The organism is Rhodococcus sp. 27YEA6 (assembly GCF_044908235.1).
GTDB classification, from domain to species: domain Bacteria; phylum Actinomycetota; class Actinomycetes; order Mycobacteriales; family Mycobacteriaceae; genus Rhodococcus_F; species Rhodococcus_F qingshengii.
On sequence record NZ_JBIYCY010000008.1, the window covers coordinates 209236 to 235872 of the forward strand.

Below are 26637 nucleotides of genomic sequence, written 5' to 3' on the forward strand. Positions count from 1 at the left end.
CTCGGGGTGTTGCCTGAGCCGTTCCGGTTGCGTCGCCACGCGGATTTCTCCGTGGCGGTGCGACGTGGACGTCGTATGGGAAGACGCGACCTTGTCGTGCACGCGTTCGATCGCGAGCAAGTAGAGGCGCTGGTAGTAACAAATCACGGTCCCCGTTTCGGGCTGATCGTGAGCAAGGCTGTCGGGCCGGCGGTGATTCGACATCGAGTCGCACGCCGGCTTCGTCATATCTGTGCAGATTTCGTCGGGCAGGTTTCGCCGGAGACGGACGTGGTTATCCGCGCACTTCCGGGTGCAGCTACCGCCAGTTCAGCCGAACTGGCCAAGCAGTTGCGCGGGGGCCTGACCAAAATGAACCTATTGGTGTCGGTAAGTGAAGAGCCATGAGTACTCCGCTCTCTGAGCAGATCGAGACTCCCAGAGCCTCCCGTGTCATCACGGTGTTGAAGGCTGTGCGTCGCGCTCCCGCCACTGTTCTCATCTTCTGTATCGAGTTGTACCGGACGTATGTGTCGCCCTTGAGGATGCCGACCTGCCGGTTCACCCCCACCTGCAGTGAATACGCAGTCGAAGCGCTGCGCACTCACGGGGCGATCAAAGGCCTTTTCTTGACTGTGGTGCGGTTGGCGAAGTGTGCCCCCTGGCATTCTGGAGGGTGGGACCCTGTCCCTGCCCGTCGTGACCGTGATGCGGGTAGCCGCCATAGCTGTCCGGAAGCACGCGCAGCGTGTCACAGTCCGACGGACGAACAGAGGAGTACTTAGAGCCGTGCTCAATTTCATCTACTATCCGGTATCCGCGATTCTGTGGGTCTGGCACAAGGTCTTCGGGTTCATTCTCGGCCCGGACAACGGAATAGCCTGGGCGCTTTCCGTGGTGTTCCTGGTGTTCACCTTGCGTGCGGTTCTGTACAAGCCGTTCGTGAAGCAGGTCCGCACGACGCGTCAGATGCAGGAACTGCAGCCACAGATCAAGGCATTGCAGAAGAAGTATTCGGGCGACCGTCAGCGCCAGGCCGTCGAGATGCAGAAGCTCCAGAAGGAGCACGGATTCAACCCGATCATGGGCTGTCTCCCGGTCTTGGCTCAGGCTCCGGTGTTCATCGGTCTGTTCCACGTCCTGCGCTCGTTCAACCGCACCGGCACCGGCATGGGCCAGCTGGGCATGAGCGCCGAGGACAACCTCAACACCCCGAACTACGTCTTCTCGGCCACTGACGTCCAGTCGTTCCTGGATGCTCGTCTGTTCGGCGCGCCCATCTCGGCCGCGATCACGACGCCGGTTGCGCAGCTTCAGGCCTACGTCACCGAGAACGTTCCCGAGCTTCCGTCACGGCTGAACATCATCCTCGTGGCCGCTCCGCTGATGATCATCGCCAGCATCGCGACGCACTTCAACTCACGCGCTTCTGTTGCCCGTCAGAGCGAAGCAGCTGCCGCGAACCCGCAGTCCGCGATCATGAACAAGCTCGCCCTGTACGTCTTCCCGCTCGGTGTTCTGGTCGGTGGACCGTTCCTTCCGATCGCGATCCTCCTGTACTGGGTGTCGAACAACATCTGGACCTACGGTCAGCAGCACCTCGTCTTCCGCAAGATCGACGCGGAAGAAGAAGCCAAGAAGCAGGAAGCGATCACTCGCCGCAACGACAATGCGCCCAAGCCCGGTGCCCGTCCCGATCCCAGCAAGAAGAAGGGATCTCCGGCTGCGCTGAAGACCGCGGATTCAGCCGACGACGACGGTGACGCCCCGGAAGTTTCGCTCAAGAAGCCACAGCCGAAGCCCTCGGGTTCCAGTGGTGGTTCCACGTCGAAACCGAAACAGAACCGGCCACAGAGCAACCGCGGCAACTCCCCCAAGCGCAATAAACGGCGCTGATCCAGGAAAGAGAACGACCAATGTCCAGTGAAGCTGACATCGTTGTGGATGGAGAGAACGCAGACGTGAGCACCGAGACCACTGCGCCGGTTACCGATGTGGATGTAGACATCGACGATTCCGATGACGACCTGATCGAAGAGGGCGAGATCGCCGGCGACTACCTCGAGCAGTTGCTCGACGTTCTCGATTTCGACGGAGACATCGACCTTGACGTCGAGGGCGATCGGGCGATCGTCAGCATCGACGGCGGCGACGACCTGACCAAGCTCGTGGGACGCAAGGGTGAGGTTCTGGATGCTCTCCAGGAGCTGACTCGTCTGGCAGTTCAGCAGTCGACCGGAGAGCGTAGCCGCTTGATGCTCGACATCGCCGGGTGGCGTGCGGGCCGGCGCGAGGCACTCAGTGCTCTCGGTGCGGAAGCTGCACAGCGTGTTCTCGAGACCGGCGAACGCGAAGAGCTTGCTCCGATGACGCCGTTCGAACGCAAGATCGTGCACGACGCCGTCGCCAAGGTCGCCGGTGTTTCCAGCGAGAGCGAAGGCGCTGAGCCGTCTCGTCGAGTGGTTGTCCTCAAGGACTGACACTCCCCCCCCTGATCGAATGCGGGCCCCGGATTTTCCGGGGCCCGCTTTTGTGTCCGAGAGGTGTTTCACGTGAAACCGAATCCGGCGGCACGGTGACGGTCAGGTGCCTATCGTTGTCGACATGTCCCACGAGCGTTCCGGAATCCCTCTCGGATTGATGATCTTGAGTGCCTTACGCACGCTCTTTCTGTATGGTCGGGGCTCAGTCCCTAGGCGGCGATTCCCTCATGGGTGGGTCATTGCTTCTTCGTTTTGATCGGGTAAGCGAAGGCGGATGAAGGAAATCGGAAATACCCATCCGGTTCGCTCGTAGGCGCAATCTCGTGGTCTTTATGACCCGAACGCCAGGGAGCCTGTAGGTTCCGGCATCGATCCAACCCGCACCTCGTAGGACACGCCATTCGACAGTTGTCCCATCACCCAACCTCCTCCCTGCGCGGGCTTACCGCACCAGGCGGTGAGGTCGTAAACCCCCGGCTGGAGATCGTCGCGCGTTAGTTCCACCGACTGCCCGGCCTGCGGCCAGGAGGCATCGTCATCGGTGAAAGGCTCGACCGTGCGTGTGTGGTCATTGGGATCGTTCACCGGTGGTCTCGGTGAGGACGAAATTGACAGGGTGCAGATGCCACTGTCATTCGGGTTCGTGATCGTCGCGGTGATCGATGAATCATCACCAACGAGCGCCACCACTGGCGGTTGGTACGGGACCTGGGCGCTGGCCAAAGCGGGTGCAGCCAGCGAGGCCAATATGGCAGCGGCAACAATTGCGTATCTCATGCCCGATTTGTACCACGCCTAGTATCTTCTCGACCTCAGAACCACTGCGCTCCATCGCCTGGTTCCACCGCACTATGGAGTAAGTCGAGGTACCTCGTTGGATGCCTTTTTGGGATATGAACACCGCCGTGCCGTACGGAACTTCCCAGGTGCGTCGGCGACCTTTTTAACAAGCGAGTCAGAAACGCGATGAATGCATCAATTGAGGGCCGTCCGGACTCTTCCGCCTTCTGTAGAGCAGAACCGCCTTCAGTGGAGTTTGAACTCGTCTCGGTTGTCGAACCGGATCTGCGTATGGCCTTACCGGGTGCTGACATTTCATTCGGCACTGCCTGACGGTTACTCATCTAGACCCGAGAGCCCCGGTCAGGTCGTGATCGCTGCCAACCGGTCGCCTCGAGGCGAGACCACAAGCGATCCGTGGTTCGACCACGCTGGCTTGGTCAGTTCCGGCACGGTAGACAACTTGGCTGATCGACCCCTCGGTCCCGTCATCGTTTACGTCAGTATCTGTCGAGTTGGCGGTATGGTCCATGGCTGCTATTTGCCCGCGAGACATGGATTCCGAGCTTGCCATGAGATTTACCGAAGGGCGGCAGGTTGCCGTATTGCGAGATGCCCCTCTCCCTCGACTCGAAATAGTCGGCCTTCGTTTCACGTGAAACCGGGTCGATGTGGTGCCTCGGTACCAACGTGGAACCGCCGAGGGTTGAGGTTTCGTATCAGATGGGCGGGACTAGCGAGGGTTCTGCTCTCGCCGTCATCGTGCTCGCTGCTGTCAGGGCTCTGGTCAACGGAGCGCTGTGGGCGGCTAATTATGTGGATGGTTTGATCGGCGTAGGCGCCGCGGGCTCTTGCTCTGTTGGCCACAATAATTGGCGGTGCCTTCGTGGGGATTGAGTCATTGCGGTCATCTTCGTCTTCGGATGTCGTCCAAGAACTGGAATCGAAGAAGAACGTCCGCGTCAGAAACCGACTGGGTCAGAGTGACCGAGTCCGCTCGGCAGTCCTACGACAGCGATTTTCGGCAACCACTTTTCGTTGAAAATTGCCCATTTTGGGTCAGAATTCCATCCATGTAACTACCCATGGCAGTTTCGTCACTGTGATGATACTAAGAATTGCGCTCCTATCTGCATTCGATCGCCCGGCTATGTTTCACGTGAAACGCGTCAGAATTGGAAGATTTTTCAGCGCAATGTTTCACGTGGAACGTGAACCCCTTCCCTCCCCCGCTTGAATTTTGGGCCGAATACTTCCCAAAGAATGAACGAGTCGGCAGACTCACAGCGAGTCGGTGTGCAGAAGCGAACACATGTCGGCTCCAGAGCGGATAATGATTTCGGTCTTGATTGTTGATTTCGCGGTTTACGCGGGAGGATGTTTCACGTGGAACAGAATGGTGCGGCGTCGGTTGACTGGGACGAACAAGAGACTGCGCGCGCAGTGTTCGGTGACAGATATGAGATCGCGGAACGGTATTACCAATCCCTGGCGACGGATGGTGTCGAGCGCGGGCTCATTGGTCCCCGTGAAGTCCCTCGACTGTGGGAGCGTCACCTTCTCAATTGCGCCGTCATCGGTGAGTTGATTGCCGAAGGCGAGTCGGTTGTGGACGTTGGAAGCGGTGCCGGTCTACCCGGTATCCCTCTCGCAATCGCCCGCCCGGACTTGAAAGTGACTCTGGTCGAACCGTTGCTCCGACGCTCGGTGTACCTCGCGGAGTTTATCGAGTCCAACGGATTGGACGTATTGGTTGTCCGAGGGCGAGCCGAGGAATCGGGTGTTGTGAAGGAAGCGGGCGGCGCGGATGTAGTCACCTCGCGAGCTGTGGCGCCTCTCGAGAAGCTCGCACGTTGGTCCCTCCCACTCATTCACGAGCACGGCCGGATGTTGGCACTCAAGGGTTCGAGCGCCGCCGAGGAGATCGAGCGAGACCGTACGGCGCTCACCAAGTTGGGCGCAGGTAAGTTGGAAATACTCGAATGCGGAGCCAAGATTCTCCGCACCCCCACTGTTGTGGTGAAGGCCGAACGTCTCCCGAAGCGCCGCCAGCGTTGATGATTTACACGCATGCAATCGAGAGCAATGTACAGATGATGAGAGCACCTAGTGATCGATTCCCAATCGAAGGAGCAGTCAATGTCGGGTCGATCTGAATCCGCCGTTTCACGTGAAACACCGAAGCAGCACACGAGTGCGGGTGCGGATCAGATCGTCAACGACGACGACAATTTCACCGCCCCCTACGCGGCGATCTCCTCGGAGGAGACCCCCATCGGGGCGGCCGCGCATCGAGCGAGCCAAGTGCTTCATCCCCATTCGGTGACGCTGCCGAAGCCGGCGTTCCGCCGCGTGATCACCATCGCGAACCAGAAGGGTGGCGTCGGCAAGACGACGACCACGGTGAACCTTGCGTCGGCGCTCGCTCTTCAAGGGCTCACTGTCCTTGTGGTCGATTTGGACCCTCAGGGCAACGCCAGCACCGCTCTGGGCGTCGTCCATACCTCGGGCACCCCGTCGAGCTACGAGCTGCTCATAGGCGAAGTGAAGGCCCCGGAGGCGATCCAGACCAGCCCGCACAGTGAGCGCCTTCTCTGCATCCCGGCAACGATCGATCTGGCGGGCGCCGAGATCGAATTGGTCTCCATGGTTGCCCGCGAGAATCGACTCAAAGGCGCGCTCAACGACAAGGTGCTCGCAGAGCTTGACGTCGACTTCGTCCTCATCGACTGCCCGCCCTCGCTGGGACTGCTGACCGTCAACGCGATGGTCGCTGCCAAGGAAGTTCTGATCCCGATCCAGTGCGAGTACTACGCCCTCGAGGGGGTCGGTCAGTTGCTCCGCAACATCGAACTCGTCCAGGCTCATCTCAACCCGGATCTGCATGTCTCCACCGTCCTTCTGACGATGTACGACGGGCGCACCAAGCTGGCCGACCAGGTCGCCGAAGAAGTACGCAAGCACTTCGGTGAGGCCGTTCTGCGCGCTGTGATTCCGCGCAGCGTGAAGGTGTCCGAGGCTCCCGGATACGGGATGACAGTTCTCGACTACGACCCGGGTTCGCGTGGCGCCATGAGTTACCTCGACGCCGGCCGTGAACTTGCCGCCCGCTCTGCCACCACGACGACCCAGGAGCAGTGAGATGAGTCAAGCACGCAAAGGTGGATTGGGCCGCGGCTTGGCTGCTCTCATCCCCACTGGGCCGGCCACGGCGCCGGGTCTGGGATCGGCTGCAGCGGACGTCGTAATCGGCGTCGACAAGCGCAACCCCTCCCCTCCCCCACCGACCAAAGCGGCCCCGAAAACGCCGAAAGCCACCAAGGCGTCGGCTGCGAAGGCTCCGGTGGAAGCTGAGCCGGAGACCGAACTCGAGCCGACCGGCGCGGTCTATCTCGAGATCGAACCGAGCCTGATCGAGACGAACCCGAAGCAGCCTCGCAGCGTTTTCGACGAGGAAGCACTCGCGGAGTTGGTTCACTCGATCCGCGAGTTCGGCTTGATGCAGCCGATCGTGGTCCGTCGTCACGGTGACAAGTACCAACTTGTCATGGGTGAGCGTCGCTGGCGCGCGAGCCAGGAAGCCGGGCTGGAGAAGATTCCGGCGATCATTCGTGAAACAGATGACGACTCGATGCTGCGCGACGCGCTCCTCGAGAACATCCATCGAGTGCAGTTGAACCCCCTCGAGGAGGCAGCGGCGTATCAGCAGCTGCTCGAGGAGTTCGAAGTCACCCACGAAGAATTGGCCAATCGGATCGGACGTTCGCGTCCCGTCGTGACCAACATGATTCGTCTGCTGAAGCTGCCGGTGGCGGTTCAGCGTCGCGTTGCGGCCGGTGTACTTTCGGCCGGCCATGCTCGTGCACTGCTGTCCCTCGAGGCGGGTGCCGACGCTCAGGAGGTCATGGCGGCGCGCATCGTCGCGGAAGGAATGTCTGTTCGCGCGACGGAGGAAGCAGTCACTCTCGCCAACCGGGCGGATAATGAGATCGCTCCCCCACAGAAGCGCAAGCCCATCGTGATGCCGGGTCTGCAGGATGTGGCCGAGCGATTGTCGGACTCGTTCGACACTCGGGTGACAGTCAGTCTGGGCAAGCGGAAGGGAAAGATTGTGGTCGAATTCGGCTCGGTCGACGACCTACAACGCATCGTCGGAATGATGGAAGCACAGAAATCCAAGTAGAGAACTCGGATGCCCGTTTGGTGACGTAATCATGATGACCGGACACACCACCTATTTTCGTCACTGTGACAAATCTAGGTGGTCCGAGCTTCTCGAAATCTTGAACCGGGACGAAAGATGTTGAACAGCAATACATTAGGGCGATCAACTCTCGTGCCACTGCCGACATGTCGTAGCTGGCCTATCCTGGAGAAGAGAAAAGCGGCGGGCGAGCATCAAAACCGCTTCGGGGACCTACGGAGAGTGAGTTAGTCAGTGTCGACTCACGTCATCACCTCTCTCACACTCGACAGCCTCGATCAGCTTTCCGCCCATGCGCGCCGATGCGTGTTCTGGGAGATGGACCCGGGCGCGCTTCATGACGCCCGAGGATTCTGTGATCAGGAATTTGAGAAGGAAGCCTGGCTGTCGATGGTCATGCTCGAGTGGGGTTCGTGCGGACAGGTCGCCGTCCGCGACGGAAAGCCGCTCGGCAGTGCGTTGTACGCCCCTCCCCGCATGATCCCGCGCGCGCAACTGTTTCCCACCAGCCCGGTCAGCTCGGACGCAGTGCTTCTCACAAGCCTTCGCCTCGAGCCCTCGGGCATAGAGGAAGAACTAGGGCCGAGCCTGCTGGCCGCTGTCGTGACAGATCTGGTCCGACGAGGAGTTCGTGCGCTCGAGGCATTCGGTATCCGTAGCGACGACTTGGGGCCTGCTTCCGACGTGGCCAGTGCAACGGCTGCTCTGGAATGTTCACCCGCGGAATGCATGATCAGTGCCGAGTTCCTCGAGGATTACGGTTTCGAGGTCGTGGCACCGCACCATCGTTATCCGCGCCTTCGTCTCGAACTCAATCGAGATCACGAATGGAAAGTCGACGTCGAAGAAGCCCTCGACCGTCTATTGAAGGCCGCAGCTCTCGAAATGGTGGAGATCAGCGAACTCGCCAGAGTGTGAGCAGGTGCCGACCGCAGGATCTACGAAATGCGGTCGGCTACCGAAAGTTCTTCTGCGAGAAGCTCGGCGAAGGTGAAGGTGCCGGTCGGCTGATCGTCTTGACCCAGCAGGTACAGCCGCTTGACCGAGATCAAGATGGCTTCGGCGATGGTGTCACGCATCCGCGGATTCGTCAGTACCGCAACGTCGGACGCGTTGGACAGGTAGCCGAGATCGATCTGTACCGTCGGCATGTTGGTCAGGCGCAACAACTCCCACGTTCGACCGTGAGTTCTGCAGTCCCGCAACGGAGTTCGCGCAACGATCTCGCGCTGAACGAAACCGGTCAACACCTGCCCGATCATCGAGACCGAACCGTGTGAATTTCCGAAGTGGAAACTCGCGACGCCGTTCGCCGACGGGCTCGAGTTGCTGTCGCAGCGCAGGGAGATCATCAGATCGGCGTCGAATGCGTTGGACGTCAGCGCGCGCTCGGCCTCGCTCGGATCGGCGTTGTGCGGGCGGGAGAGGAAGGTTTCCATCCCGGTTGCTGCCATCCGCCCCTCGAGGCGCATAGCCAGATCCCACAGGATGTCGGCTTCGGAGATGCCGTTGACGATGGTGCCGGTGGACGGACCACCGAGGCCTGGATCGATGACGATGCGCTTGCCGCCCAGTTGCGGGCCCTTGCGCCGCACCAGTTCCTCTTCGCTGATCGCATGTGGGGAACCACCGGTGACGCGGGTTCCCAGAAGTTCCAGCGAACGGAGTGTCTGCGGTCCGCAGATACCGTCGGCGGCGATCCCGATTTCACGCTGGAAAGACGAGAGAGATTCGTGGGTCTGCGGGCCGAAGAAACCGTCGACCCGACCTGCGTAGAAGCCGAGGTCCTGCAGTTTGGCCTGCAGAGCTGCGACGTCGTCGCCGTACAGCGGCGCAGAAAGCTGGTAAATCAACGTACGGGCGCCCAGGCGGTACGAGGCCTCGCGAAGTGACCGATAGGTGGCCGGGCCCACGATGCCGTCGACAAGGAGCCCACGCTGCTGCTGGAAGGCGCGAACGGCGCTGTCGAGTTGATGATCGAAGATGGCGTCGGGCGCAACCCAGTGGGCACCGTCGGCGCTTTCACGTCGAATACCGGAAGTTCCGTGATGGAGGTATCCCAGCTTCGTCAATGTGCCCCGAATCTCGGCGACGGCCGGGCCGTGATCGCCGTGTCGGAGTCTGTGCATGCGTGAAAGCCTCTCGGATCGGTTAACGAATTCGATCGATGTGCCTGGTCGTAGACCCGATCAGGCACATCGATCGATTATCTCAGAAATTCTGTGGATTGCGAGAATCCACGATGCTCATCCAGCCGTCAGAGAACGTCTGCGAGGTCCTTGAGCAGTGCGGCCTTGCCCTTGGCGCCGACGATCGTCTTGATCGGCTTGCCGTCCTTGAACAGGATCATCGTCGGGATCGACATGACCTGGAAATCGCGGGCGGCCGCCGGGTTGGCGTCGATGTCGAGCTTTGCGACGGTCAGCTTCTCGCTGTTCTCACCGGCGATCTCCTCGAGTACCGGGGCGACCATCTTGCACGGGCCGCACCAGGTTGCCCAGAAATCGACCAGAACGGGCTTGTCGCTGCCCAGGACGTCCTGCTTGAAGGAATCGTCGGTGATGGTGACGGTATTCGACACTGTTACTCCTCGAGGGTTGGGTTCGACAGCTTGATGAATCAGGGAGCGCCGACGACGTCGACCGTGTGGCCGGCTGCGTCGAGCGTGTTGGCGGTGATGTCGCCGCGGTCGGCCAGCCAGCGTTCGGCGTCGATTGCTGCGGAGCATCCGGTGCCGGCAGCGGTGATCGCCTGGCGGTACGTGTGATCGACCAGGTCACCGGCAGCGAAGACGCCGTCGACGGAGGTCGCGGTGGAACCGGGAGCGACGCGCACGTATCCGGCGTCGTCGAGATCGACCTGGTCCTTGACGAGCTCACTGCGCGGGTCGTGGCCGATGGCGACGAACATGCCGGTGATCTCGAGTGTGGAGGTCTCACCCGTGACGGTGTCACGAACGACGAGCCCGGTGACGCTGTTCTCGCCGAGGACCTCGACGGGCTCCGCGTTGGTCAGGAAGCGGATCTTCTCGTTGGCCTTGGCGCGCTCGAGCATGATCCGTGAGGCGCGGAATTCCTCGCGGCGGTGCACCAGGGTGACCGAGCGAGCGAAGCGGGTCAGGAAGGTTGCCTCTTCCATCGCGGAGTCGCCGCCGCCGACCACGACGATGTCCTGGTCACGGAAGAAGAAGCCGTCGCAGGTGGCGCAGGCGCTGACGCCGCGGCCGAGGAGGCGTTCTTCACCGGGAATGCCGAGGTAACGGGCTGCCGCGCCCATGGCGAGGATGATCGCGTGCGCGGCGTACGTTTCGCCGTTCGCGACGACCGTCTTGATCGGGCCGCTGAGATCGATCTCTTCGACGTCCTCGGTGCGGATGTCGGTATCGAAGCGAAGTGCCTGCTCACGCATCTGTTCCATCAGGTCGGGGCCCATGATTCCTTCGCGGAATCCGGGGAAGTTCTCGACCTCGGTGGTGGTCATGAGGGCGCCACCGAACTGGGTTCCCTCGAAGAGCAGGGGCTGGAGCTCAGCGCGCGCGGTGTAGACACCAGCGGTGTAGCCGGCCGGTCCGGAACCGACAATGATGACGTCATGGACCGCGGGCGTGTTTTCCAGCTGGGTGGTCATGCGAGCCTTCCAATAGTGAGTGCAGACCCTCCGCTTCTTGGAGAGCCGTACCGATCAACACCAGGATAAGGGGTGTTGTTCCCGCACTCCGCTGGAAAGTGGCTCACAGCCGGCAGCTCACAGCGCGGGTGTCACTGGGCGGGGCGCGGTGCCTCCCGAACCACCAGCGCGTCCCGAACCACACAGCGCGTGCCGGTGTAGATGGTGGGCATGCACTTGTTGCAGTGGATACACAACCCCTCGTCGACGCTCTCGGCTTGGAATTTGTTGACCAGTTGTGGGTCCCTGAGGAGCGCACGCGCCATGGCGACGAATTCGAATCCTTCATCCAGTGCGTGCTCGATGGTGTCGACGCGGTTGATGCCGCCGAGCAGGATCAGTGGCATCCTCAGCGCCTGTCGGAACTGACGGGCGAAGGGCAGGAAGAAGCCCTCCTCGAACGGGTACGTCGGAAAGAGTTTGGGACCGTAGAACTTCAGCCCGTACCCGACGAGTTTGGGTTGGGAGGCGACAAACTCAGCCAGTGGGACCTCGCCGCGGAAGAAGTACATTCCGTTGAGAAGTGAACTGCCACCGGTCAATTGCATCGCGTCCAGATGGCCGTCGGCTTCGAGGATCTGGGCGATCGGCAGGCTCTGGTCGAGCCACAGACCTTTCGGCACCCCATCGGACATGTTGAATTTCGCGGTGACCGCCACGCTGGATCCAGCGGCCCGTCGCACCGCTTCGACGACTCGACGCGGATACTCGGCGCGCTTGGCGACGCTGCCACCGTATCGATCGTGGCGCTTGTTCAGATTCGGGCTCATGAACGAACTGAGGAGGTAGTTGTGGCCGAGATGGACCTCGATGGCGTCGAATCCTGCGTCCACGGCGACACGGGCGGTCCGTTCGAAGTCGGAGACGACACCGTCGAGTTCGGCAAGTGTCGCGCCTTTGACGAGGCCCATCGCGGGCGGACTCAGCCGGGTCGACGGCGCCAGAGTTTTCGTCTTGTTGGAAAGAGTGTTGGCGACCAGTCCCGCGTGGCCGATCTGCGCCGCGGCAAGTGCGCCTTCGGCGTGGACGGCGTCGGTCAGCCTGCGCAGTCCCGGCAGCGCGCGCTCGTCCATGACAAGGGTGTCGCGGTGGACTCGTCCACCTGGTGAGACGGCGCAGTAGGCGACAGTGGTCATCGCGGCCCCGCCGCGGGCCACCTCGGCATGGAAGTTGATCAGATCGTCCGAGGCCGCTCCCCGGGGCATGACGCCCTCGAACGTTGCAGCTTTGACGATGCGGTTGCGCAAGGTCAGAGGGCCGAGACGTGCGGGTTCGAATATCGACGGTGTGGGCGCTGTGGTCATTTTCAACTTCCTGCGGCGGCCTGATCTTTACGATGCCAGTGGACTCGTAACTACGACGATATAGCGCCTACTCCCAATCTGTCCGACAATTCGACACGATGAATGCCACAGGATCAGGTCGCCCACGAGACCCACGCATCGACGACACAGTCCTCGAGACCACCCGAGCGATGCTCCTCGAGGTCGGTTGGGATCAACTCAGTCTCCGGGCGATCGCGGCACGGGCAGGGGTCAGCCGAGCCTCGATGTCGCGGCGATGGCCGTCGAAGGCACATCTTGTTCTCGGGTCGATCCTGGGGGCGACACCGGACCTGACACCGTTCGAGGGCACCGATCGCGACGGCTGGATCCGTTGGGTGGTGGAGGGAAGTGCTCAGCTCTTCTCCCGTCCCGAGGTTCGCGCCGCGTCGCCAGGATTGCTGGCGGCCCTGCGCGACCACGACGACCTGCGCAACGAATTGTGGCGCGGGTTCAGTGGACCGAGTACGCAACTGTTCCTTCAGAACGCCGAAGATCCTGAATCGGCACTGCTCGATGCCAAGGCCGTGCTGGTATTGGCGGCCGGGGCAGCGATGTTTTCGAGTCTGATAGCGGTCGAGGACGATACAGATGCGCTACGCGAAAGAATCCTCGAGCTCTTACTCCCGGCGGCATCGCCGCGCTGACCGTCGACGTCAGCCGATGTTCTTGACCGACAACGTATTCGGATTCCCATCGCTGCAGTTGATGCCGACAGTCAGTGCAGTGATCTGACGCGGCTGCGATCCCGTGAAGAGTAGGACTATCGCCGGCGCCCCGTCGATGCGAATCTCGCCGGAACCGAGTAGAGGCCGGCCCTCGTCGATGCCGTTAGCGCGTAGGCATCCGGCAAGTTTGGATGGATCATCCAGTGGTCCAAGGTTTTTGGATCCGACGAGTGTGAGCAGGGACGCCGAATCTGGATCGTCGACAGCAGACGTCGCCGGTGTGCTCGGTTGAGCGACAACACTTTCGGCAGGTTCGGAATCTCGGGTTCCGATAACAACGATCACGAAGGCCGCCAATACGGCTGCTGCGGCACCGAGAACCCACGCTTGTGGGCGCCGCCGGAACGGCACGACAGCTGCCTCAGCTGGCGGCTCCAGCTGTTCTGACTGTAGATCCAGTGCCGAATTGATTCGCTCGGCAAGCGAATTCGGAATCCGTTCGTGAGTGGCCTTGCTCGAGTTCAGTGTCGCGAGTGATGCCGTGACGCCGTCAAGGGCGGTGACAAATGCATGGGCGTCAGGATCTGCGTGTACCACCGGCCACAGAGCCGCACTGGTTTCGGAATCGAGAACCCCGGCGTGAAGATCTGCGAGTAGGTCTTCCGAAAACGGAGGCGACGGAACGCGAACAGACGGATCTGTCATGAACCCTCCCTCGGCAGTCGGTGCGGACCCTTACAAGATAGGACGCGGCCGGTTCACGAATGGTTCCCGCCTTCGCGAAAGTCCTCCAACTGGGCGGCGAGACGCTTGCGCGCGCGGGCGCAGCGACTCTTCACGGTCCCTACGGGCACTCCCAACCTCTCGGCGGCCTCGGCTACCGGATACCCCTCGACATCGACGGCGACGACGGCAGCACGCTGCTCAGGCGGCAGCGATGCCAGTGCCTGTTCGACGGTCAGGCTCATGTCCACTGTCGCCGCATAGTCGCGGTGATCGCGGGGTTCCTCCGCGTTCTCCGAAGACAGAGAGAACGCCGCCCGTGATTTGTTGCGTCGGATCCGGTCGAGGCAGGCATTGACCACGATGGTGTGGAGCCAACTACGCACCGCCGCGTCGCCGCGGAACTTCGCCGCCTTGCGATGCGCGGACAGCAGACCCTCCTGGAGCGCGTCGGCCGCGTCCTCGTCCGAGTAGCTCGTACGCCGGGCAACGTGCCATAGATGATCCTGATGCCTGGTCAGTAGTTCACGGAACGCATGCCGATCGCCCTCGACATGAGCAGTCAACAATTCGAAATCCGTCGCCTCGAGATTCTTGTTCTCGAAACTTCTGGATTCGAATTTTCCGGCTCCGCCCCCGGTGCCCCCCCGATAACTGTGCACGGGCGGATATTAGCCCAGTCGGTAGGTTTCAGAAGGGCCAAGGGCGATCACTTTGCAGCAGTGAATGCAATCTCCGAGATGGATGTCTGGTTTTGTCCGGATTCGGTGCTGAGCTGCGTAATCCAAACCAGGACATACTGACCCGAGCCGTCCGACGTGACTGGAATGTCGGTCACGCCGTTCTTCAGGACACCCGATCCGATTTCCTTGGTCTGATCCAGCGAAGTATTCGCAGAAGGGGCAGAACGGATTTCAACGACGGTTCCCGGCGAATCAGACGTGATCGCAACGTTCTTCAGGTTGGCGGCATCGGCAAGCGTCACCATCAGGCCGACACCGTTCTTCAGCGACGGGAACGGCTGGAAGTACGAATCCGACGACCATGCGGTGGCCGGATTGCCGTCGATGGCGTTCTTCGCTGTTGCCGGCTGATCCGGCGTTCCCTGGGGTGAGAACACCGTTACGGCCGAGGAAGCTACCGGAACGGTTGCTGCCGCCGGTGCGGGCGCCGGTGAATTGTTCTCGGGCGCAGTGGCTTCGGTGGTCAGTCCGAAACTCTGCTCGCTGAGCGGGGTGTCGTTACTGCCACCCGAGAGGAAGCTCGCTACCCACACCACAAGGAGAATCAGGACGATCACGGTGAAGACACCGAGCGCCGTCAGTGCCGCGAGCATCCGCGTCGACTTCTTCTTCTCGGCCTCGATGGCTTCGGGGTCGTTCAGTGCATGACCCGACGCACCCTGTTCGCGGTGGCCGAGACGAAGTGCCGGAATCATTTCCGTCTTGTCGTTGACGACGGACGCCTGATCGAGGATGTGCTGCACGGTGGCAGCAGTGCGGATTCCACTCTCCGACTGCAACGCTCGAACCGCAACGGCCGAGATGTCGAACGGAACCTCCGGACGGACGACCCGAGGCTCGACGATGTTCCCGTCGGCGCCGCGGCCGGCGGGAAGCAAACCACCGACGGGACCGGCGGACGGTTCGGCCAGCGGCCAGCGAGCCGTGATGAGCGAGTACAGCATGGCGCCGAGGCCGCGGACGTCGCTGGTGGAATCGGCGTCGGCAAGCGTCGCCGGGAACGCCAGTACGGCGTCACCGTTGATGCTGATGCGAACGCGGTCCGGGTGATCGATGGACAGCGCACCGCCGGTGCGGTGAGCAGCTTCGGCAGCCGCCGCCAGGGCACGGATGGCGCGGGCTGCACCGATCGGAGACGGCGTCGTCTCGGCCATCTCACGCAGCGAACGGCCGGGAGTCCATTCGGCGACGACGATGCCGCCCGAGCTTCCGCGGACGACGTCGAGGACGCGAGCCAGACCGGGCGAGTTGATTCGTCCCAGGCGCAGAGTGCGTGAGAGAACTGCCTGCGGTCCGGACTGGCTGTCGTCGTCACCGCGCTGATCGGCGTCGACGAACGTCAGGGCTACTTCACGGTCGAGCTTGACGTCGAGAGCTTCCCAGAACTGCAGTCCGCGGGTTCCGCCGTGCGGCGCGAGCAGACGGTAGCGTCCGCCGGCGACAGAGGCGCCGGGAATGAGCTTCGGTCCACGTGGCATCGGTCGCTGGGCCGGTCGTGATGCGGATCCGGCGGAAGGTGTGCGAGGTGCAGCGGGCGGTGGTGTCTGAGCGGCAGCCGTCTTCTGAGATTCAGGTGCCTTCTTGTCCGGAGCAGGCGTCTTCGGCGCGGGTGTCTTCGAGACAGGTACTGAAGGTGTCTTCGACACGGGCGCCGAAGGTGTCTTGGACACACTGACCGGAGGTACCGGCGGAGCGGCCTTCTGCACCGGCGGCTGCGGCTTCTGACCCTGCGGGCTTTGGCCCTGCTGCGGTCGCTGTGCGGGCTGCTGTGACTTCTGACCCTGCTGTGGCTTCTGACCCTGCTGTGGCTTCTGGCCGGCAGATGCGGAGGAACTCGTGGATGCAGGTGTGCCCGACGATGCCGTTGACTTCTGTTCGGACGCTTTCACGGCAGAAGTCCCGGCACTCTTGTTGCCGGAAACGTTGTCGTCGCTCACCCTCGCTCCTTCTCCATCGATAGCCCGTCCCCGAATACGCGCGGGTTGCGATCCTGTACGCCCATGACCAGGGTACGGGAGCGCACCCGGTCGTTCTTGCTCGTTTGATTCCGTTCTGATTGCAGGAATCAGCTCGGTGACGTCGTCGTCGGTGTTGTTACGTGTGTCCGGTTCGGCGCGACCTGTCAGTGAACGAATCTTGCGGGAGACCGCAACCGTTACCGACAGGACTTCCGGAACCTTCTTGAAGTAGAGAATCGTGAAGGTGATCGCGAGCATCAGGATGCCGCCGACGGCGACGCGAACCATCGAGCCAGGTCCGCCGAAACGCTCGGTGAGTTGATCGAATCCGAGGACCCGGTCGACCGCGAGCATGGTCAACGACCCGGCTAGCGAGGCGAGTACGACGGACCAGACTGTCTTGCCCACGTTGGCCATCTGCAGGTTTCCGAGGCTGCGGTGCAGGAGGTACCCGCCGATGACGGCGCCGGTGATGTATCCGAGACCGTTGGCCGCACCGAGCAGGATCACGACCTGATCGCTGTTGGATGCGAAGACCGGAGCGAGCGCCGAGAAAGCGATTTTCACTGCAGTGATGCCGAGAACGATCCACGTCGGCGTCCAGGCCTGTTCGCGGGCGTAGAACACACGAAGTTGGATCAGGACCAGCGCGTACGGAATCAACGTGAATGCCGACCAGCTCACGGCGGTGCCGAGTCGTTCGGCCTGTTCGGGTCCGAAGCGGCCGTAACCGTAGAGCGCTTCACCGACCTGCGGACCCATGAAGGTCAGGAACATGATGATCGGAACCAGCGTGATCATGGTCAGACGCGTTGCGACCGACAGATCGTCCACGACGGCCGGGGTGTCGTCGGCAGCAGCGTTGCGGCTCAGGCGCGGCATGATCGCCGTCAGAACCGTCACTCCGAGCACGCCGTACGGGAGCTGCAGGAGCAACCAGGCCTGGCTGTAGATGGCAGGGCCGGCTTCGTCGGCGTGGGAGGAGATCTTGGTCGCGAAGATCATGCCCATCTGGCTGATCAGGACGTACAAGACGATGGCGACGGCCATGCCGCCGAACTGGCGCAGGCGGTCGTCGAGACCCCACAGCGGCTTGAGCGAGATCTTCTCGCGGCGAAGCGCGGGGATCAGGCTGGCTGCCTGCACGATGACGCCGATGGTGATGCCGATACCGAGGGTGAGCAGCTTTGCATCGCCCATCGAGACCGGATCAAGCGAGATCTCGCCCGGAGTCAGGCGGTAGATCACGAGCACCACGAGGACGACGACGTTGTTGAGTACGGGAGCCCAGGCTCCGGGCTTGAAGATCTGCCTGGTGTTCAGAAACGCTGTGAACAGTGCCGACAGCCCGTAGAACAGGATCGCCGGCAGAAGTAGATACGACAGCGCCGTGGTCAGGTCGGTGCTGACCTTGCCGTCTTCGGACAGGAAGACGTATTTGGTGAGTACGGGTGCTGCCAGGGTCGCGAGCAGCGCGGCCATGCCGAGTAGAACGAGCGACGCCGTGAAGAGGCGTCGGACAAACGCTTCGCCGTGATCGGCGTCCTCCCGCTCGGCGCGAACCAGCACGGGGACGACGATGGCGGTCAGCACGGCGCCCAGAACCAGTTCCGCGATCATGTTCGGAATCTGGCTGGCGACGGTGAACGAGCTGGCGATGGCGGGGCCGAGGACCATCAGGATCATCAACTGCTTGGCGAATCCCGTGATGCGGCTCGTCAGCGTCGCGATCGCGATGGAACCCGTTGCCGCGAGGAGTCGAGAGTTCGTCTCCTTGCGTTCCCCGACCTGGACATGGGCGTCGGTGTCGAACTCGTCCGACGTGGTCGTCTGCCGGTCGGCGAATTCCATCTCGGCTTCGCGGTACCGGGGGTAGTCGCGGATCACCGGGATGGTCATGGTGGGTGCGTCGTCGAAACGTGCGTCCGGGTTGACCGGCTGGATCGGGTAACCGCGCTCCCACGGTGGCATCCGAGGATGCGAGCGGGTCGTGGCACTCTTGCGGGTGATCGCCGAGCGGCGACCCTCCTCGGGTGGATTCCCGGTCATGAGCGTTCGTACCCTTCATCTGCTGGGTCCGGCTGACCCTTGAATCGATGCCACAGCCGTCGCCCTGCCAGGAACAGCAGCAACCCTCCCGCTGTCGCCGTCACGGCGGCCAGGGGACGACCGTACGCATTCGACCGTACGGTCACGCTGGTCGGCGTACCCAATTGGCGGCCATCTGTCGTGGTCAGCGAGAAGTTGACTTCCAGCTTGCGAGAATCGTTCATTTCCGCGGGCACAGTCAACTGTCGGCTACCTCGCGGCGGAAGCTGTTTGGGACCGATGTCACTGATCTGCATCTCGGGTGGGGCTTCCACACGCAGGTCGACGTTGATGGCGATGGGCAGCTCGTTGCGCGCCACCAGCAGGAGCGGACTCTGCCCCGACGCGAGGGTGTAGACGCCGCCCGGAGACACCACACTGACGGCCCGGTACATCCCGTCGACGGCTTCGGTGACGTTGTCGGCGCGGATGGTCGCGGACCGCTCCGCCCGATTGACCGACGCGGAGTCGACGTTGCGGCGATCGGCCAAGGTCATCGAACGGAGTAGATCTTCGCGGAGCGGCGCCGTGAATCCCCGGGGGGTGAGCGAAGCCGCCGGATCGTCCACGAGCGAAGCTTCGAGCCCGTCGATACGCGGAAGTTGGGTGGTTGCGGTCTCGACGACGGACGTCTGCGGACCGTCCTGGGTAGCCCGGTGCGGGTAGTCGAGCGTGGCGGCGTCCGTCGCGCCCGGTTGCCTGCCGAGCAGTGCCGGCAAGGCCTGAGGTGAGGCGAGCCCGGACCGGATGAGGGTCGCGAGCATCGAGAGCACCGCCGTGGCGTCGTTGCTGTCGGCGGTCCACAGTTGCGGCGGCGCGAAGATCTGATTGCGCGGCAGCGACGTCGGCGTCAGCGCGGCCCAGGCCATCGCCCCCAGCGCGTCCTGACGCCGGGCGCTGCGCGATTCGATGTCGATGGTCGGCGCGGTGTCGTCGGGGATGTACGACGGGACCTGCGGTTCCGAGCCGGTGGCGGCCAACGCTGCTGCCGCCGAGGTGTCGAAGGCAAGCGCGTCGAGTGAGCCGGTTATCCGCGACGACAGCTGCGGAGCTGCCGAGTCGACGGAAGTGTCAGCCACCATCGCTGTGGTGGGATTCACGCTCAGCACCTCTGCGGTGGCCGAGTCGAGGACACCCGAATCCGGCCAGACGAAATCTCGCAGTGAGGTCACGCCGAGGATGTTGTCGACGATGTCCGCCGGCCGTGTGAGCGCGGTAGCCGTCAACTCCGGATTGGCCACCGAGGTGACCGCGGCGAGATCGGCCTGGGCGAACGGAACCGCCGTCGTGCACATCGAGGACGCGAGGGTCTTCACCCGGCCGAGCCACTGGTTGGCGGCGTCGCTGCCGCGGCCTTCGTGCGACGGTCCGGTGGGATCTGACGAGTTGTCGGCCACGAGGTATCCGCGAGTCATGTTCTCGACGGTGATCAGAAGGTCGGGGTCGATTGCCAGGCAGAGCGCATCCGTGACGCGGCGATCGGTATCGCTCTCGGGCTTGGTGGCGTTCTCCACCGCATCGACCAACGCGTCCAGACGGCCGCCGTCGGAAAGTTCGGTGGCAAGTTCGTCGTCGATCAGGCGTACGGGCTCGTTGACCGCGCCGGGGATTCCGCCGACGAGTCGTGGCGCGTCGGCCAGCGGCCACATGAGCGTGACGCCGATCGGGGCGGACGTGTCGGGGGGAACGACCGCCGTGGCGGACGAACTGGGGGTTCCGGCTGTGGCGTTCGATTCGGCTGCGGCCGGCACACCGAGGACGGGGAGCAGGAAGCGTGCGTCGTCGAGTCGGGCGGCACCGCCGTACTCCGGGGTGCCGTTCACGTTGACGAGCATCGGGTAGACGCCCGGTTCGGTGATGTCGAGAGACAACCCGGTAGTGCTCCGCAGCGGCAAGGTGAGCGTGAACTGCTTGGACTGGCCGGTGTCGAGGGTGGTGGCAACGGTGTCGAATTCGCCGACCGTGTCGAAAACGGCCTGGTCGAAGTCGAGTGCGGCGCGCACGTCCGAACTGGAGTCGATCGCGGGAGCACGTTGCAACCTCACCCCGACGTCCTCGACGGGACGGTCACCGACGTTCTTCACCGTGCCCTTGACCACGACGTTGCGGTCGCTGGTGGTCGTCACCGTGGTCGGTGCGGTGGAGTCGATGGTCAGCTGCAGAAATTTGGCATCGTTGGTGTTTCGCGCCGGGGCGCGCTCACTGGGCTGGCTGGACGGCGCTGCCCATGCGACGGCCGTCGTTGCAGGCCCGAAACCGACAGCGGCCATCACCAGAGCGGCCACACCGGCCCGCCGCAGTGCCATTCTCATCCGGCGTCCGGTTCCTTCGGGCGCTGTTCTTGCCGTATTTCCGTTCGCGGCATCTCGGCGATCATCTGGGACGCGAGTTCTGCGAGTTTGCGCTCGTCGGCGTATGCGAGGCGCGAGTGCAATTCCGTCAGCGGCACCCAGGCGACTTCGGTGACCTCGATGTCCTCGTCGGAGAGTTCACCGCCGAGAAAGCGGAGGAGATAGTGGTGCACGGTCTTGTGGACGCGTCGACCTTCGGTCACGAACCAGTAGTCGATGCTGCCCAGCGGTGCCAGGACGGTTCCCTGGATACCGGTTTCTTCTTCGACCTCACGCATCGCGGTCTGCTCAGCGGTCTCACCTTGTTCGATATGGCCCTTCGGTAGCGACCAGAGCAGGCGTCCGCGGCGGTCGGTTCGGCCGATCAGTGCAGCGCAGAGGCGTTCCGGGGGTCCTCCCCAGCCGTCGACGACCAAGCCGCCCGCAGAAGTTTCACGGACGGTTCGCATCAAAGGTTTATCGGGGTTGCCGACGGCAGGTCGACGCCGCGGGTTGCGGCGACTCCTGTTTGTTCGTTCGGCACCAGACACCTCATCGATACTAGTTGGCGTTGCAGCGTTGCCCGGTAACCCGCGCAAAGCGGTCTATCGCGTTCGTATGCGCGTTCTGCTATTTGCGCACCTTAAGTAAGCTCCTTTCACGTGACTGTCCCTACCTCCGACGCTGATCGCCGCCTACGACTGCTTGCCGACGCCACTGCAACGCTCGGCACGTTGTCCGACGTGTTGAACCCGCTCGGTGAGCGTTTTGCTGCGGCCGGTCACGAGCTGTTCCTGGTGGGTGGCAGTGTTCGCGACGCGATCCTCGGCCGCTTCAGTGGCGATCTGGACTTCACGACGGACGCCAGGCCGGAGAAGGTTCAGGCTCTGCTCAAGGGCTGGGTGGACAAGCAGTGGGACACGGGCATCGAGTTCGGGACCATCAGCGCCATCAAGCACGGCCAGGAGATCGAGATCACGACCTTCCGGGCCGACGCTTACGATCGCGTCTCTCGTAATCCGATAGTCGAGTACGGCACGACGTTGGCCGACGATCTGGTGCGCCGCGATTTCACCGTCAACGCGATGGCGATGAAGATCGGCGCGGACGGTTCCTACACGTTTGTCGATCCGCTGAACGGCATGGACGCCCTGTTGGCCGGAGAGCTAGATACGCCGTCGGCGCCGGAAAACTCGTTCAACGACGATCCGCTGCGGATGCTGCGCGCAGCCCGGTTCGTCTCGCAGCTTGGTTTCACGTTGAACAATCGCGTTTTCGAGGCCATCAAGGAGATGGCGTCGCAGATCGAGCGGATCACCGCCGAGCGTGTGCAGGTCGAGCTGAACAAACTGATGCTCGGCATGTACCCGGTGGACGGCATCAACATGATGGTCGACTCCGGACTGGCTGCATACGTGCTGCCCGAGGTTCCGCAGATGAAGCTCGAGATCGACGAGCATCACCAGCACAAGGACGTCTACCAGCACTCCCTCACGGTGCTCCAGCAGGCGATCGATCTCGAAGAAGGCGATCCGGACCTTGTATTGCGTTGGGCAGCACTGCTTCACGACATCGGAAAGCCGGATACCAAGCGTAACGAGCCTGGCGGTGGGGTCAGCTTCCACCACCACGAGGTGGTCGGCGCCAAGCTGGTGCGCAAGCGCATGCGGGCACTGAAGTTCTCGAAGCAGATGGTCGACGACGTCTCACAGCTCGTGTTCCTGCACTTGCGTTTTCACGGCTACGGCAAGGGACAGTGGACCGACTCGGCGGTGCGGCGGTACGTCACCGACGCGGGCGAGCTGCTCCCCCGCTTGCACAAGCTCGTGCGGGCCGACTGCACCACACGCAACAAGCGTCGCGCCGCGCAGCTGCAGGCCACGTACGACGACATCGAAGAGCGGATCGCGCGCATCGCCGAGCAGGAAGACCTTGCTCGGGTGCGTCCGGACCTCGACGGCAACGCCATCATGGAGCTGCTGAACATCCCGGCCGGCCCGCAGGTGGGCAAGGCATGGACGTTCCTCAAGGAATTACGTCTGGATCGCGGCCCGCTCGAGCGTGACGAGGCCGAGGCCGAACTGCTGAAGTGGTGGGCTACCCAGCAGGGCTAGTTTCTCGTTTCTTGCGGTTGATCAGCACCGCTGACAATCCGGCGGCATAGACACCCGCACCGGCAACGGCCAGGCCGACGCTCTTGCCGTCGGGTGCGATCACCGTCGACGCTGCCGCGATCGCACCGATGAACGCGACGTTGAACACGGTGTCCTGCAGGGCGAATACCTGACCACGACGGTCGTCGTCGATGTCGATCTGCATGGCCGCGTCGCCGCTGAGTTTCACGGACTGGCCGGCGATGCCGAGCAGGAAAGCGGCGATCAGCAGCGACCCCTGAGTCAGCGTGGTCACGAAGACGAGCTGGACGAGAACCGCGCACACCAGGGCGTAGGTGATCATCCGTGAGCGACCGATCCGCGGGATGAGGAACGGTGTGATCAATGCCGCGATCAGCATTCCGATTGCCGTGGCGCCGACGGCGACACCGAATCCGGCCATCCCTCCGGGTAATTGGGAGCCGTTCGAGGTGTCGCGTAGGACCAGCACCATGATGAGGGTGTTGATGCCGAAGCAGATGCGGTGCGCTCCGATTCCGATCATCGCCGTGGTGACGCCGGGCGCCTCCCAGACAGCGGTTACCCCGGTGCGCAGTCCGGCCGTCACCGAACGGACGGCACTGGCGCGGACCACTTCGTCGGCGACCGGACCAAGTGAGCGGGCCGTGAACCTGGCCGCGGCGAGGGCCGCGATCACCGATCCCAGTGCTGCGATGGCCACGGCGGCGCCTGACGCTCGATCCCCCGCGCCGATCATGCCGATGATCGCCACCGCTGCCGAAGCACCAAGAGCGGCTACCACCGAACCAGCTGTTGTGAGAACGGAATTGGTTGCCACCAGCCACGATTGTCGGACGACCTTCGGCAGGGCTGCGGATACGCCTGCCCCGACAAAGCGGCTGACCCCGATCGCAGCAAGCGCACACGTCAACAACAGAGTGTCACCGCCGCCGGCGACCAGCAGCACCGCGGTGGTCAGGATGAAGAGCCCGCGGAGCACGCTCGCCCACAGGAGCACCAGGCGGCGGTCCCAACGATCCAGCAGAGCGCCGGCAAAGGGGCCGATCACCGAATAAGGAAGGAGCAGTACGGCAAAGCCGGCCGCTATCGCCACCGGATCGGTTTCGCGTTCCGGGTTGAAGAGGATTGCGCCGCCGAGCGCGGCCTGGAACATTCCGTCGCCGAACTGGCTGGAAAAGCGGACGAGCGCCAGCCTTCCGAGGCCGGGTGATTCACGCAGGGTGTGCAGTACGCGCTGCCAGGCCTCGCGGCGGTTCGAGGCTCGGTTCATAAGCGGAAACTGTAGTGGGTGGGTCAGGCGCCGATCTTGACGGTGGCCCGCTCGAGGATCGGCGCGACGTCGACGCCCCTCGGCAGCGTTCCGAACACACTCCCCCAGCTGTTTCCGAGCCGACTCGCGCAGAACGCGTCGGCCACCGCGGGGTGCCCGTAGCGGAGCAACAGCGAGGCCTGCAGCGCGAGCGCCATGTCGCCGACGATCTTTCGTGCCCGGTATTCGATGTCGTCGAAATCGCCGAAAGCCGCCTGGAGATCCCGCACGGCCTGATCGAAGTGGCCGTCCACTCCACTGGCTCGTTTCAGCTCGTCGAAGAACACCTGCAGTGTTTCGGGTTGCTTGGCCATCGCCCGCAGTGTGTCGAGCGCCGCGACGTTGCCGGAACCCTCCCACACCGAAAGCAGCGGAGCCTCGCGATAGAGGCGCGGCATCCGGGATTCCTCCACGTATCCGTTTCCGCCCAGACACTCGAGTGCCTCGGCAGCGTGGATCGGTCCGCGCTTGCAGACGAAGTACTTACTCACGGCCAACGAAATGCGTCGTAGTGCGCTGGCGTGGGCATCGCCTGCGGTTGCGTGGTCGGTCAGAGCGGCCAGCCACATCGCGACGGTGGTCGACGCTTCCGATTCCACCGCCAGATCTGCCAGAACGTTTCGCATCAAGGGTTGGTCGATCAGGTTGGCGCCGAACGCACTTCGATGATTCGCATGGTGAACTGCCTGCAGCGTGCCGACGCGCATGCCGGTGGCCGTTCCGATCGTGCAGTCCAACCGGGTCATGTTGACCATCTCGATGATGGTGCGCACGCCCCGGCCTTCCTCGCCCACCATCCACGCGAGAGCGTCGCGGTACTCGACCTCGCTGCTCGCGTTGGAATGATTTCCCAACTTGTCCTTCAGACGCTGCAGGTACATGTTGTTGAGCGAGCCGTCCGGCAGGACCCGAGGAAGGAAGAAGCACGACAGACCGCCCGGCGCCTGGGCGAGGACGAGGAACACGTCCGACATCGGCGCGGAGGTGAACCACTTGTGGCCCGTCAGTAGGTAGCTGCCGTCGGATTGTGGCACTGCCCTTGTGGTTCCGGCACGAACATCCGAACCGCCCTGTTTTTCCGTCATCGACATACCGGCGATCAATCCGGGTTTGGTGAGGGGAGCTTTCAGCGCCGAATCGTAGTGCCGCGTGGTCAGGAGGGGTTCGTACTGCGCGGCCAGATCCGCGTTGTGCCGCAGCGCGGGGATCACGGCGTACGTCATGGAGATGGGACAGCCGTGGCCGGCATCGGTTTGACCCCACACGGCCATCTTCGCGGCGCGGACGAGGTGTGCGTGTGGATTCGGGTCAACCCACGGAGCGCCGTGCAGTCCCAATTCCACTGCGGTGCTCATGAGTTGGTGATAGGCGGGGTCGTAACGGACCTCGTCGATGCGGATGCCGTAGCGGTCGTGGGTTCTCAGGACAGGTGGGTGCTCCTCGGCCAGATCGCCCCACTCCTGGGCCTGCGCGCTTCCGGCGCGGATTCCAACCTGATGAACCCCCTCGAGTGCGTCCGATGCTCCTTCGCGGTGTAGTGCCTCGAGGATCGGCGCGTATTCGGCTGCGTCGTAATCGATCAGGGGCGGAACCTGATTGGTGACTTCATGCGTGGGTGTCATCGAAGCTCCCTAACGATCGAAGGGTGAAGGCGAGAATGGCGTCGATCGCAGCGGGATCGGTGGTGCCTCCGCGCAGTGGAAGGATCAGGGCCTCGCCGATTGCCCCGACGATGCACGCTGCCGTCAGAGTGGCGTCCTGTGGCGGTATCTCACCGGTGTCGACTGCCGAACGAATTGCGGTGGCCAGGCAATCGCGGAACGATTCGCGAAACATGAGACGCTGTTCGTCGACGAGTGGGTCCACCGGTTCCACCAGCAGGGCATAGGCGAGAACCGGTGCGCGCATGGCACGTTCGGCGAAGGTGCGAACCGACGCCGATACCGCGGAGCGGTGATTGCCTTCCAGATGTCGGGCGCTGTCTCCGGCGTCCCGAGCCGCGGATACCTCACGGCTGCAGACTGATTGGAACACTTCGGCGAACAATTCGCCCTTGCCGTCGAAGTGTCGATACAGCGTCCCGGTGCCGACGCCGGCGTTCTTGGCCACCGCGGCGATGGAACATCCCGCATAGCCGTGGGTGGCCACTGCCGTCGTGGCGGCTTCGAGCAGTCGGGCGCGTTGGGCGTCCAGTCTTTCCTGTACTGCCGGAGTGCGGCGATAGGCCATGTGAAGAAGTGAACACCCGT

23 protein-coding genes are annotated in these 26637 nt (G+C 62.9%); 11 read left to right on the forward strand and 12 right to left on the reverse strand.

What is annotated here, in order from left to right; genetic code table 11:
• Nucleotides 1-6 precede the first annotated feature (6 nt).
• The 9 genes from rnpA to ABH939_RS21350 all read left to right on the forward strand — a co-directional run bounded on the left by rnpA (nt 7) and on the right by ABH939_RS21350 (nt 8364).
• On the forward strand, nt 7-387 hold the full coding sequence (gene rnpA / locus ABH939_RS21310; RefSeq protein ID WP_003942450.1) for a ribonuclease P protein component: 381 nt from the start codon (nt 7-9) through the stop codon (nt 385-387).
• Complete coding sequence (gene yidD / locus ABH939_RS21315; protein ID WP_007729147.1) at nt 384-764, forward strand: membrane protein insertion efficiency factor YidD; 381 nt, start codon at nt 384-386, stop codon at nt 762-764. The genes rnpA and yidD overlap by 4 nt, the downstream gene beginning before the upstream one ends.
• Before the next feature lie 4 nt (nt 765-768).
• Nucleotides 769-1875, forward strand: coding sequence for a membrane protein insertase YidC (gene yidC / locus ABH939_RS21320; protein ID WP_003942570.1), 1107 nt, complete (start codon nt 769-771; stop codon nt 1873-1875).
• Nucleotides 1876-1895: 20 nt separating this feature from the next.
• Entirely contained in the window at nt 1896-2459 is a 564-nt protein-coding gene (locus ABH939_RS21325; RefSeq protein ID WP_003942504.1) for a protein jag, read from the forward strand.
• A gap of 544 nt (nt 2460-3003) precedes the next feature.
• The gene (locus tag ABH939_RS21330) at nt 3004-3261 is read left to right on the forward strand and encodes a hypothetical protein (protein WP_030536721.1); all 258 of its coding nucleotides are present in this window, start codon (nt 3004-3006) and stop codon (nt 3259-3261) included.
• A 1358-nt stretch (nt 3262-4619) separates the two neighbouring features.
• Nucleotides 4620-5300 (forward strand): 16S rRNA (guanine(527)-N(7))-methyltransferase RsmG, encoded by a 681-nt coding sequence (gene rsmG / locus ABH939_RS21335; RefSeq protein ID WP_019746204.1) that lies wholly within the window; start codon nt 4620-4622, stop codon nt 5298-5300.
• 81 nt (nt 5301-5381) lie between these two features.
• A complete protein-coding gene (locus ABH939_RS21340; protein WP_003942510.1) occupies nt 5382-6383 on the forward strand; it encodes a ParA family protein in 1002 nt (333 codons plus the stop codon).
• A gap of 1 nt (nt 6384) precedes the next feature.
• Nucleotides 6385-7425: a ParB/RepB/Spo0J family partition protein gene (locus tag ABH939_RS21345; protein ID WP_054188731.1), complete on the forward strand. Its 1041-nt coding sequence runs from the start codon at nt 6385-6387 to the stop codon at nt 7423-7425.
• A 255-nt stretch (nt 7426-7680) separates the two neighbouring features.
• Entirely contained in the window at nt 7681-8364 is a 684-nt protein-coding gene (locus ABH939_RS21350; protein WP_007729135.1) for a hypothetical protein, read from the forward strand.
• A gap of 20 nt (nt 8365-8384) precedes the next feature.
• Here ABH939_RS21350 and ABH939_RS21355 read toward each other — a convergent pair whose 3' ends face one another.
• The 4 genes from ABH939_RS21355 to nox all read right to left on the reverse strand — a co-directional run bounded on the left by ABH939_RS21355 (nt 8385) and on the right by nox (nt 12416).
• Entirely contained in the window at nt 8385-9575 is a 1191-nt protein-coding gene (locus ABH939_RS21355) for an N-acetylmuramoyl-L-alanine amidase (protein ID WP_003942558.1), read from the reverse strand.
• A 128-nt stretch (nt 9576-9703) separates the two neighbouring features.
• Nucleotides 9704-10027, reverse strand: a complete 324-nt coding sequence (gene trxA, locus ABH939_RS21360) for a thioredoxin (RefSeq protein WP_003942530.1) — start codon at nt 10025-10027, stop codon at nt 9704-9706.
• A 38-nt stretch (nt 10028-10065) separates the two neighbouring features.
• Nucleotides 10066-11073: a thioredoxin-disulfide reductase gene (gene trxB / locus ABH939_RS21365; RefSeq protein WP_166502879.1), complete on the reverse strand. Its 1008-nt coding sequence runs from the start codon at nt 11071-11073 to the stop codon at nt 10066-10068.
• Nucleotides 11074-11204: 131 nt separating this feature from the next.
• The gene (gene nox / locus ABH939_RS21370; protein ID WP_404650091.1) at nt 11205-12416 is read right to left on the reverse strand and encodes a 4,4'-dithiodibutanoate disulfide reductase; all 1212 of its coding nucleotides are present in this window, start codon (nt 12414-12416) and stop codon (nt 11205-11207) included.
• 98 nt (nt 12417-12514) lie between these two features.
• Here nox and ABH939_RS21375 point away from each other — a divergent pair, with 98 nt between their 5' ends.
• Nucleotides 12515-13081 (forward strand): helix-turn-helix domain-containing protein, encoded by a 567-nt coding sequence (locus tag ABH939_RS21375; protein ID WP_404650092.1) that lies wholly within the window; start codon nt 12515-12517, stop codon nt 13079-13081.
• A gap of 9 nt (nt 13082-13090) precedes the next feature.
• Here ABH939_RS21375 and ABH939_RS21380 read toward each other — a convergent pair whose 3' ends face one another.
• From ABH939_RS21380 to ABH939_RS21400, 5 genes are read right to left on the reverse strand one after another with little or no spacing between them, the layout of a single operon-like run.
• Nucleotides 13091-13807, reverse strand: coding sequence for a hypothetical protein (locus tag ABH939_RS21380; protein WP_378397754.1), 717 nt, complete (start codon nt 13805-13807; stop codon nt 13091-13093).
• Between the two features lie 53 nt (nt 13808-13860).
• The gene (gene sigM / locus ABH939_RS21385; RefSeq protein WP_007729129.1) at nt 13861-14487 is read right to left on the reverse strand and encodes an RNA polymerase sigma factor SigM; all 627 of its coding nucleotides are present in this window, start codon (nt 14485-14487) and stop codon (nt 13861-13863) included.
• Between the two features lie 47 nt (nt 14488-14534).
• Entirely contained in the window at nt 14535-18575 is a 4041-nt protein-coding gene (locus ABH939_RS21390; RefSeq protein ID WP_404650093.1) for a lipid II flippase MurJ, read from the reverse strand.
• Nucleotides 18572-20926, reverse strand: coding sequence for a DUF6049 family protein (locus ABH939_RS21395; protein ID WP_404650094.1), 2355 nt, complete (start codon nt 20924-20926; stop codon nt 18572-18574). The genes ABH939_RS21390 and ABH939_RS21395 overlap by 4 nt, the downstream gene beginning before the upstream one ends.
• On the reverse strand, nt 20923-21495 hold the full coding sequence (locus tag ABH939_RS21400; protein WP_030537486.1) for an NUDIX hydrolase: 573 nt from the start codon (nt 21493-21495) through the stop codon (nt 20923-20925). Before ABH939_RS21400 ends, ABH939_RS21395 begins: the two co-directional genes overlap by 4 nt.
• Nucleotides 21496-21606: 111 nt before the next feature.
• On the opposite strand from ABH939_RS21400, the gene ABH939_RS21405 reads away from it, so the two are divergent.
• Nucleotides 21607-23058: a CCA tRNA nucleotidyltransferase gene (locus tag ABH939_RS21405; RefSeq protein WP_003942535.1), complete on the forward strand. Its 1452-nt coding sequence runs from the start codon at nt 21607-21609 to the stop codon at nt 23056-23058.
• On the opposite strand, the gene ABH939_RS21410 is transcribed toward ABH939_RS21405, so the two are convergent.
• From ABH939_RS21410 to ABH939_RS21420, 3 genes are read right to left on the reverse strand one after another with little or no spacing between them, the layout of a single operon-like run.
• A complete protein-coding gene (locus tag ABH939_RS21410) occupies nt 23042-24349 on the reverse strand; it encodes an MFS transporter (protein ID WP_404650095.1) in 1308 nt (435 codons plus the stop codon). The genes ABH939_RS21405 and ABH939_RS21410 overlap by 17 nt on opposite strands.
• A gap of 23 nt (nt 24350-24372) precedes the next feature.
• Entirely contained in the window at nt 24373-26010 is a 1638-nt protein-coding gene (locus tag ABH939_RS21415; protein WP_404650096.1) for an acyl-CoA dehydrogenase family protein, read from the reverse strand.
• A complete protein-coding gene (locus tag ABH939_RS21420) occupies nt 25994-26617 on the reverse strand; it encodes a TetR/AcrR family transcriptional regulator (RefSeq protein WP_007729115.1) in 624 nt (207 codons plus the stop codon). The genes ABH939_RS21415 and ABH939_RS21420 overlap by 17 nt, the downstream gene beginning before the upstream one ends.
• Between the last annotated feature and the right edge of the window lie 20 nt (nt 26618-26637).

Excerpts from the sequence above, each read along its gene's own strand:
- ABH939_RS21410 (WP_404650095.1), bottom strand. The coding sequence starts at position 24,349 with ATGAACCGAGCCTCGAACCGCCGCGAGGCCTGGCAGCGCGTACTGCAC.
- ABH939_RS21420 (WP_007729115.1), bottom strand. The coding sequence starts at position 26,617 with ATGGCCTATCGCCGCACTCCGGCAGTACAGGAAAGACTGGACGCCCAA.
- ABH939_RS21380 (WP_378397754.1), bottom strand. The coding sequence starts at position 13,807 with ATGACAGATCCGTCTGTTCGCGTTCCGTCGCCTCCGTTTTCGGAAGAC.
- ABH939_RS21375 (WP_404650092.1), top strand. The coding sequence starts at position 12,515 with ATGAATGCCACAGGATCAGGTCGCCCACGAGACCCACGCATCGACGAC.
- ABH939_RS21340 (WP_003942510.1), top strand. The coding sequence starts at position 5,382 with ATGTCGGGTCGATCTGAATCCGCCGTTTCACGTGAAACACCGAAGCAG.
- trxB (WP_166502879.1), bottom strand. The coding sequence starts at position 11,073 with ATGACCACCCAGCTGGAAAACACGCCCGCGGTCCATGACGTCATCATT.
- ABH939_RS21415 (WP_404650096.1), bottom strand. The coding sequence starts at position 26,010 with ATGACACCCACGCATGAAGTCACCAATCAGGTTCCGCCCCTGATCGAT.
- ABH939_RS21395 (WP_404650094.1), bottom strand. The coding sequence starts at position 20,926 with ATGAGAATGGCACTGCGGCGGGCCGGTGTGGCCGCTCTGGTGATGGCC.
- ABH939_RS21390 (WP_404650093.1), bottom strand. The coding sequence starts at position 18,575 with ATGACCGGGAATCCACCCGAGGAGGGTCGCCGCTCGGCGATCACCCGC.
- rsmG (WP_019746204.1), top strand. The coding sequence starts at position 4,620 with ATGTTTCACGTGGAACAGAATGGTGCGGCGTCGGTTGACTGGGACGAA.
- ABH939_RS21345 (WP_054188731.1), top strand. The coding sequence starts at position 6,385 with ATGAGTCAAGCACGCAAAGGTGGATTGGGCCGCGGCTTGGCTGCTCTC.
- nox (WP_404650091.1), bottom strand. The coding sequence starts at position 12,416 with ATGACCACAGCGCCCACACCGTCGATATTCGAACCCGCACGTCTCGGC.
- yidD (WP_007729147.1), top strand. The coding sequence starts at position 384 with ATGAGTACTCCGCTCTCTGAGCAGATCGAGACTCCCAGAGCCTCCCGT.
- ABH939_RS21325 (WP_003942504.1), top strand. The coding sequence starts at position 1,896 with ATGTCCAGTGAAGCTGACATCGTTGTGGATGGAGAGAACGCAGACGTG.
- ABH939_RS21355 (WP_003942558.1), bottom strand. The coding sequence starts at position 9,575 with ATGCACAGACTCCGACACGGCGATCACGGCCCGGCCGTCGCCGAGATT.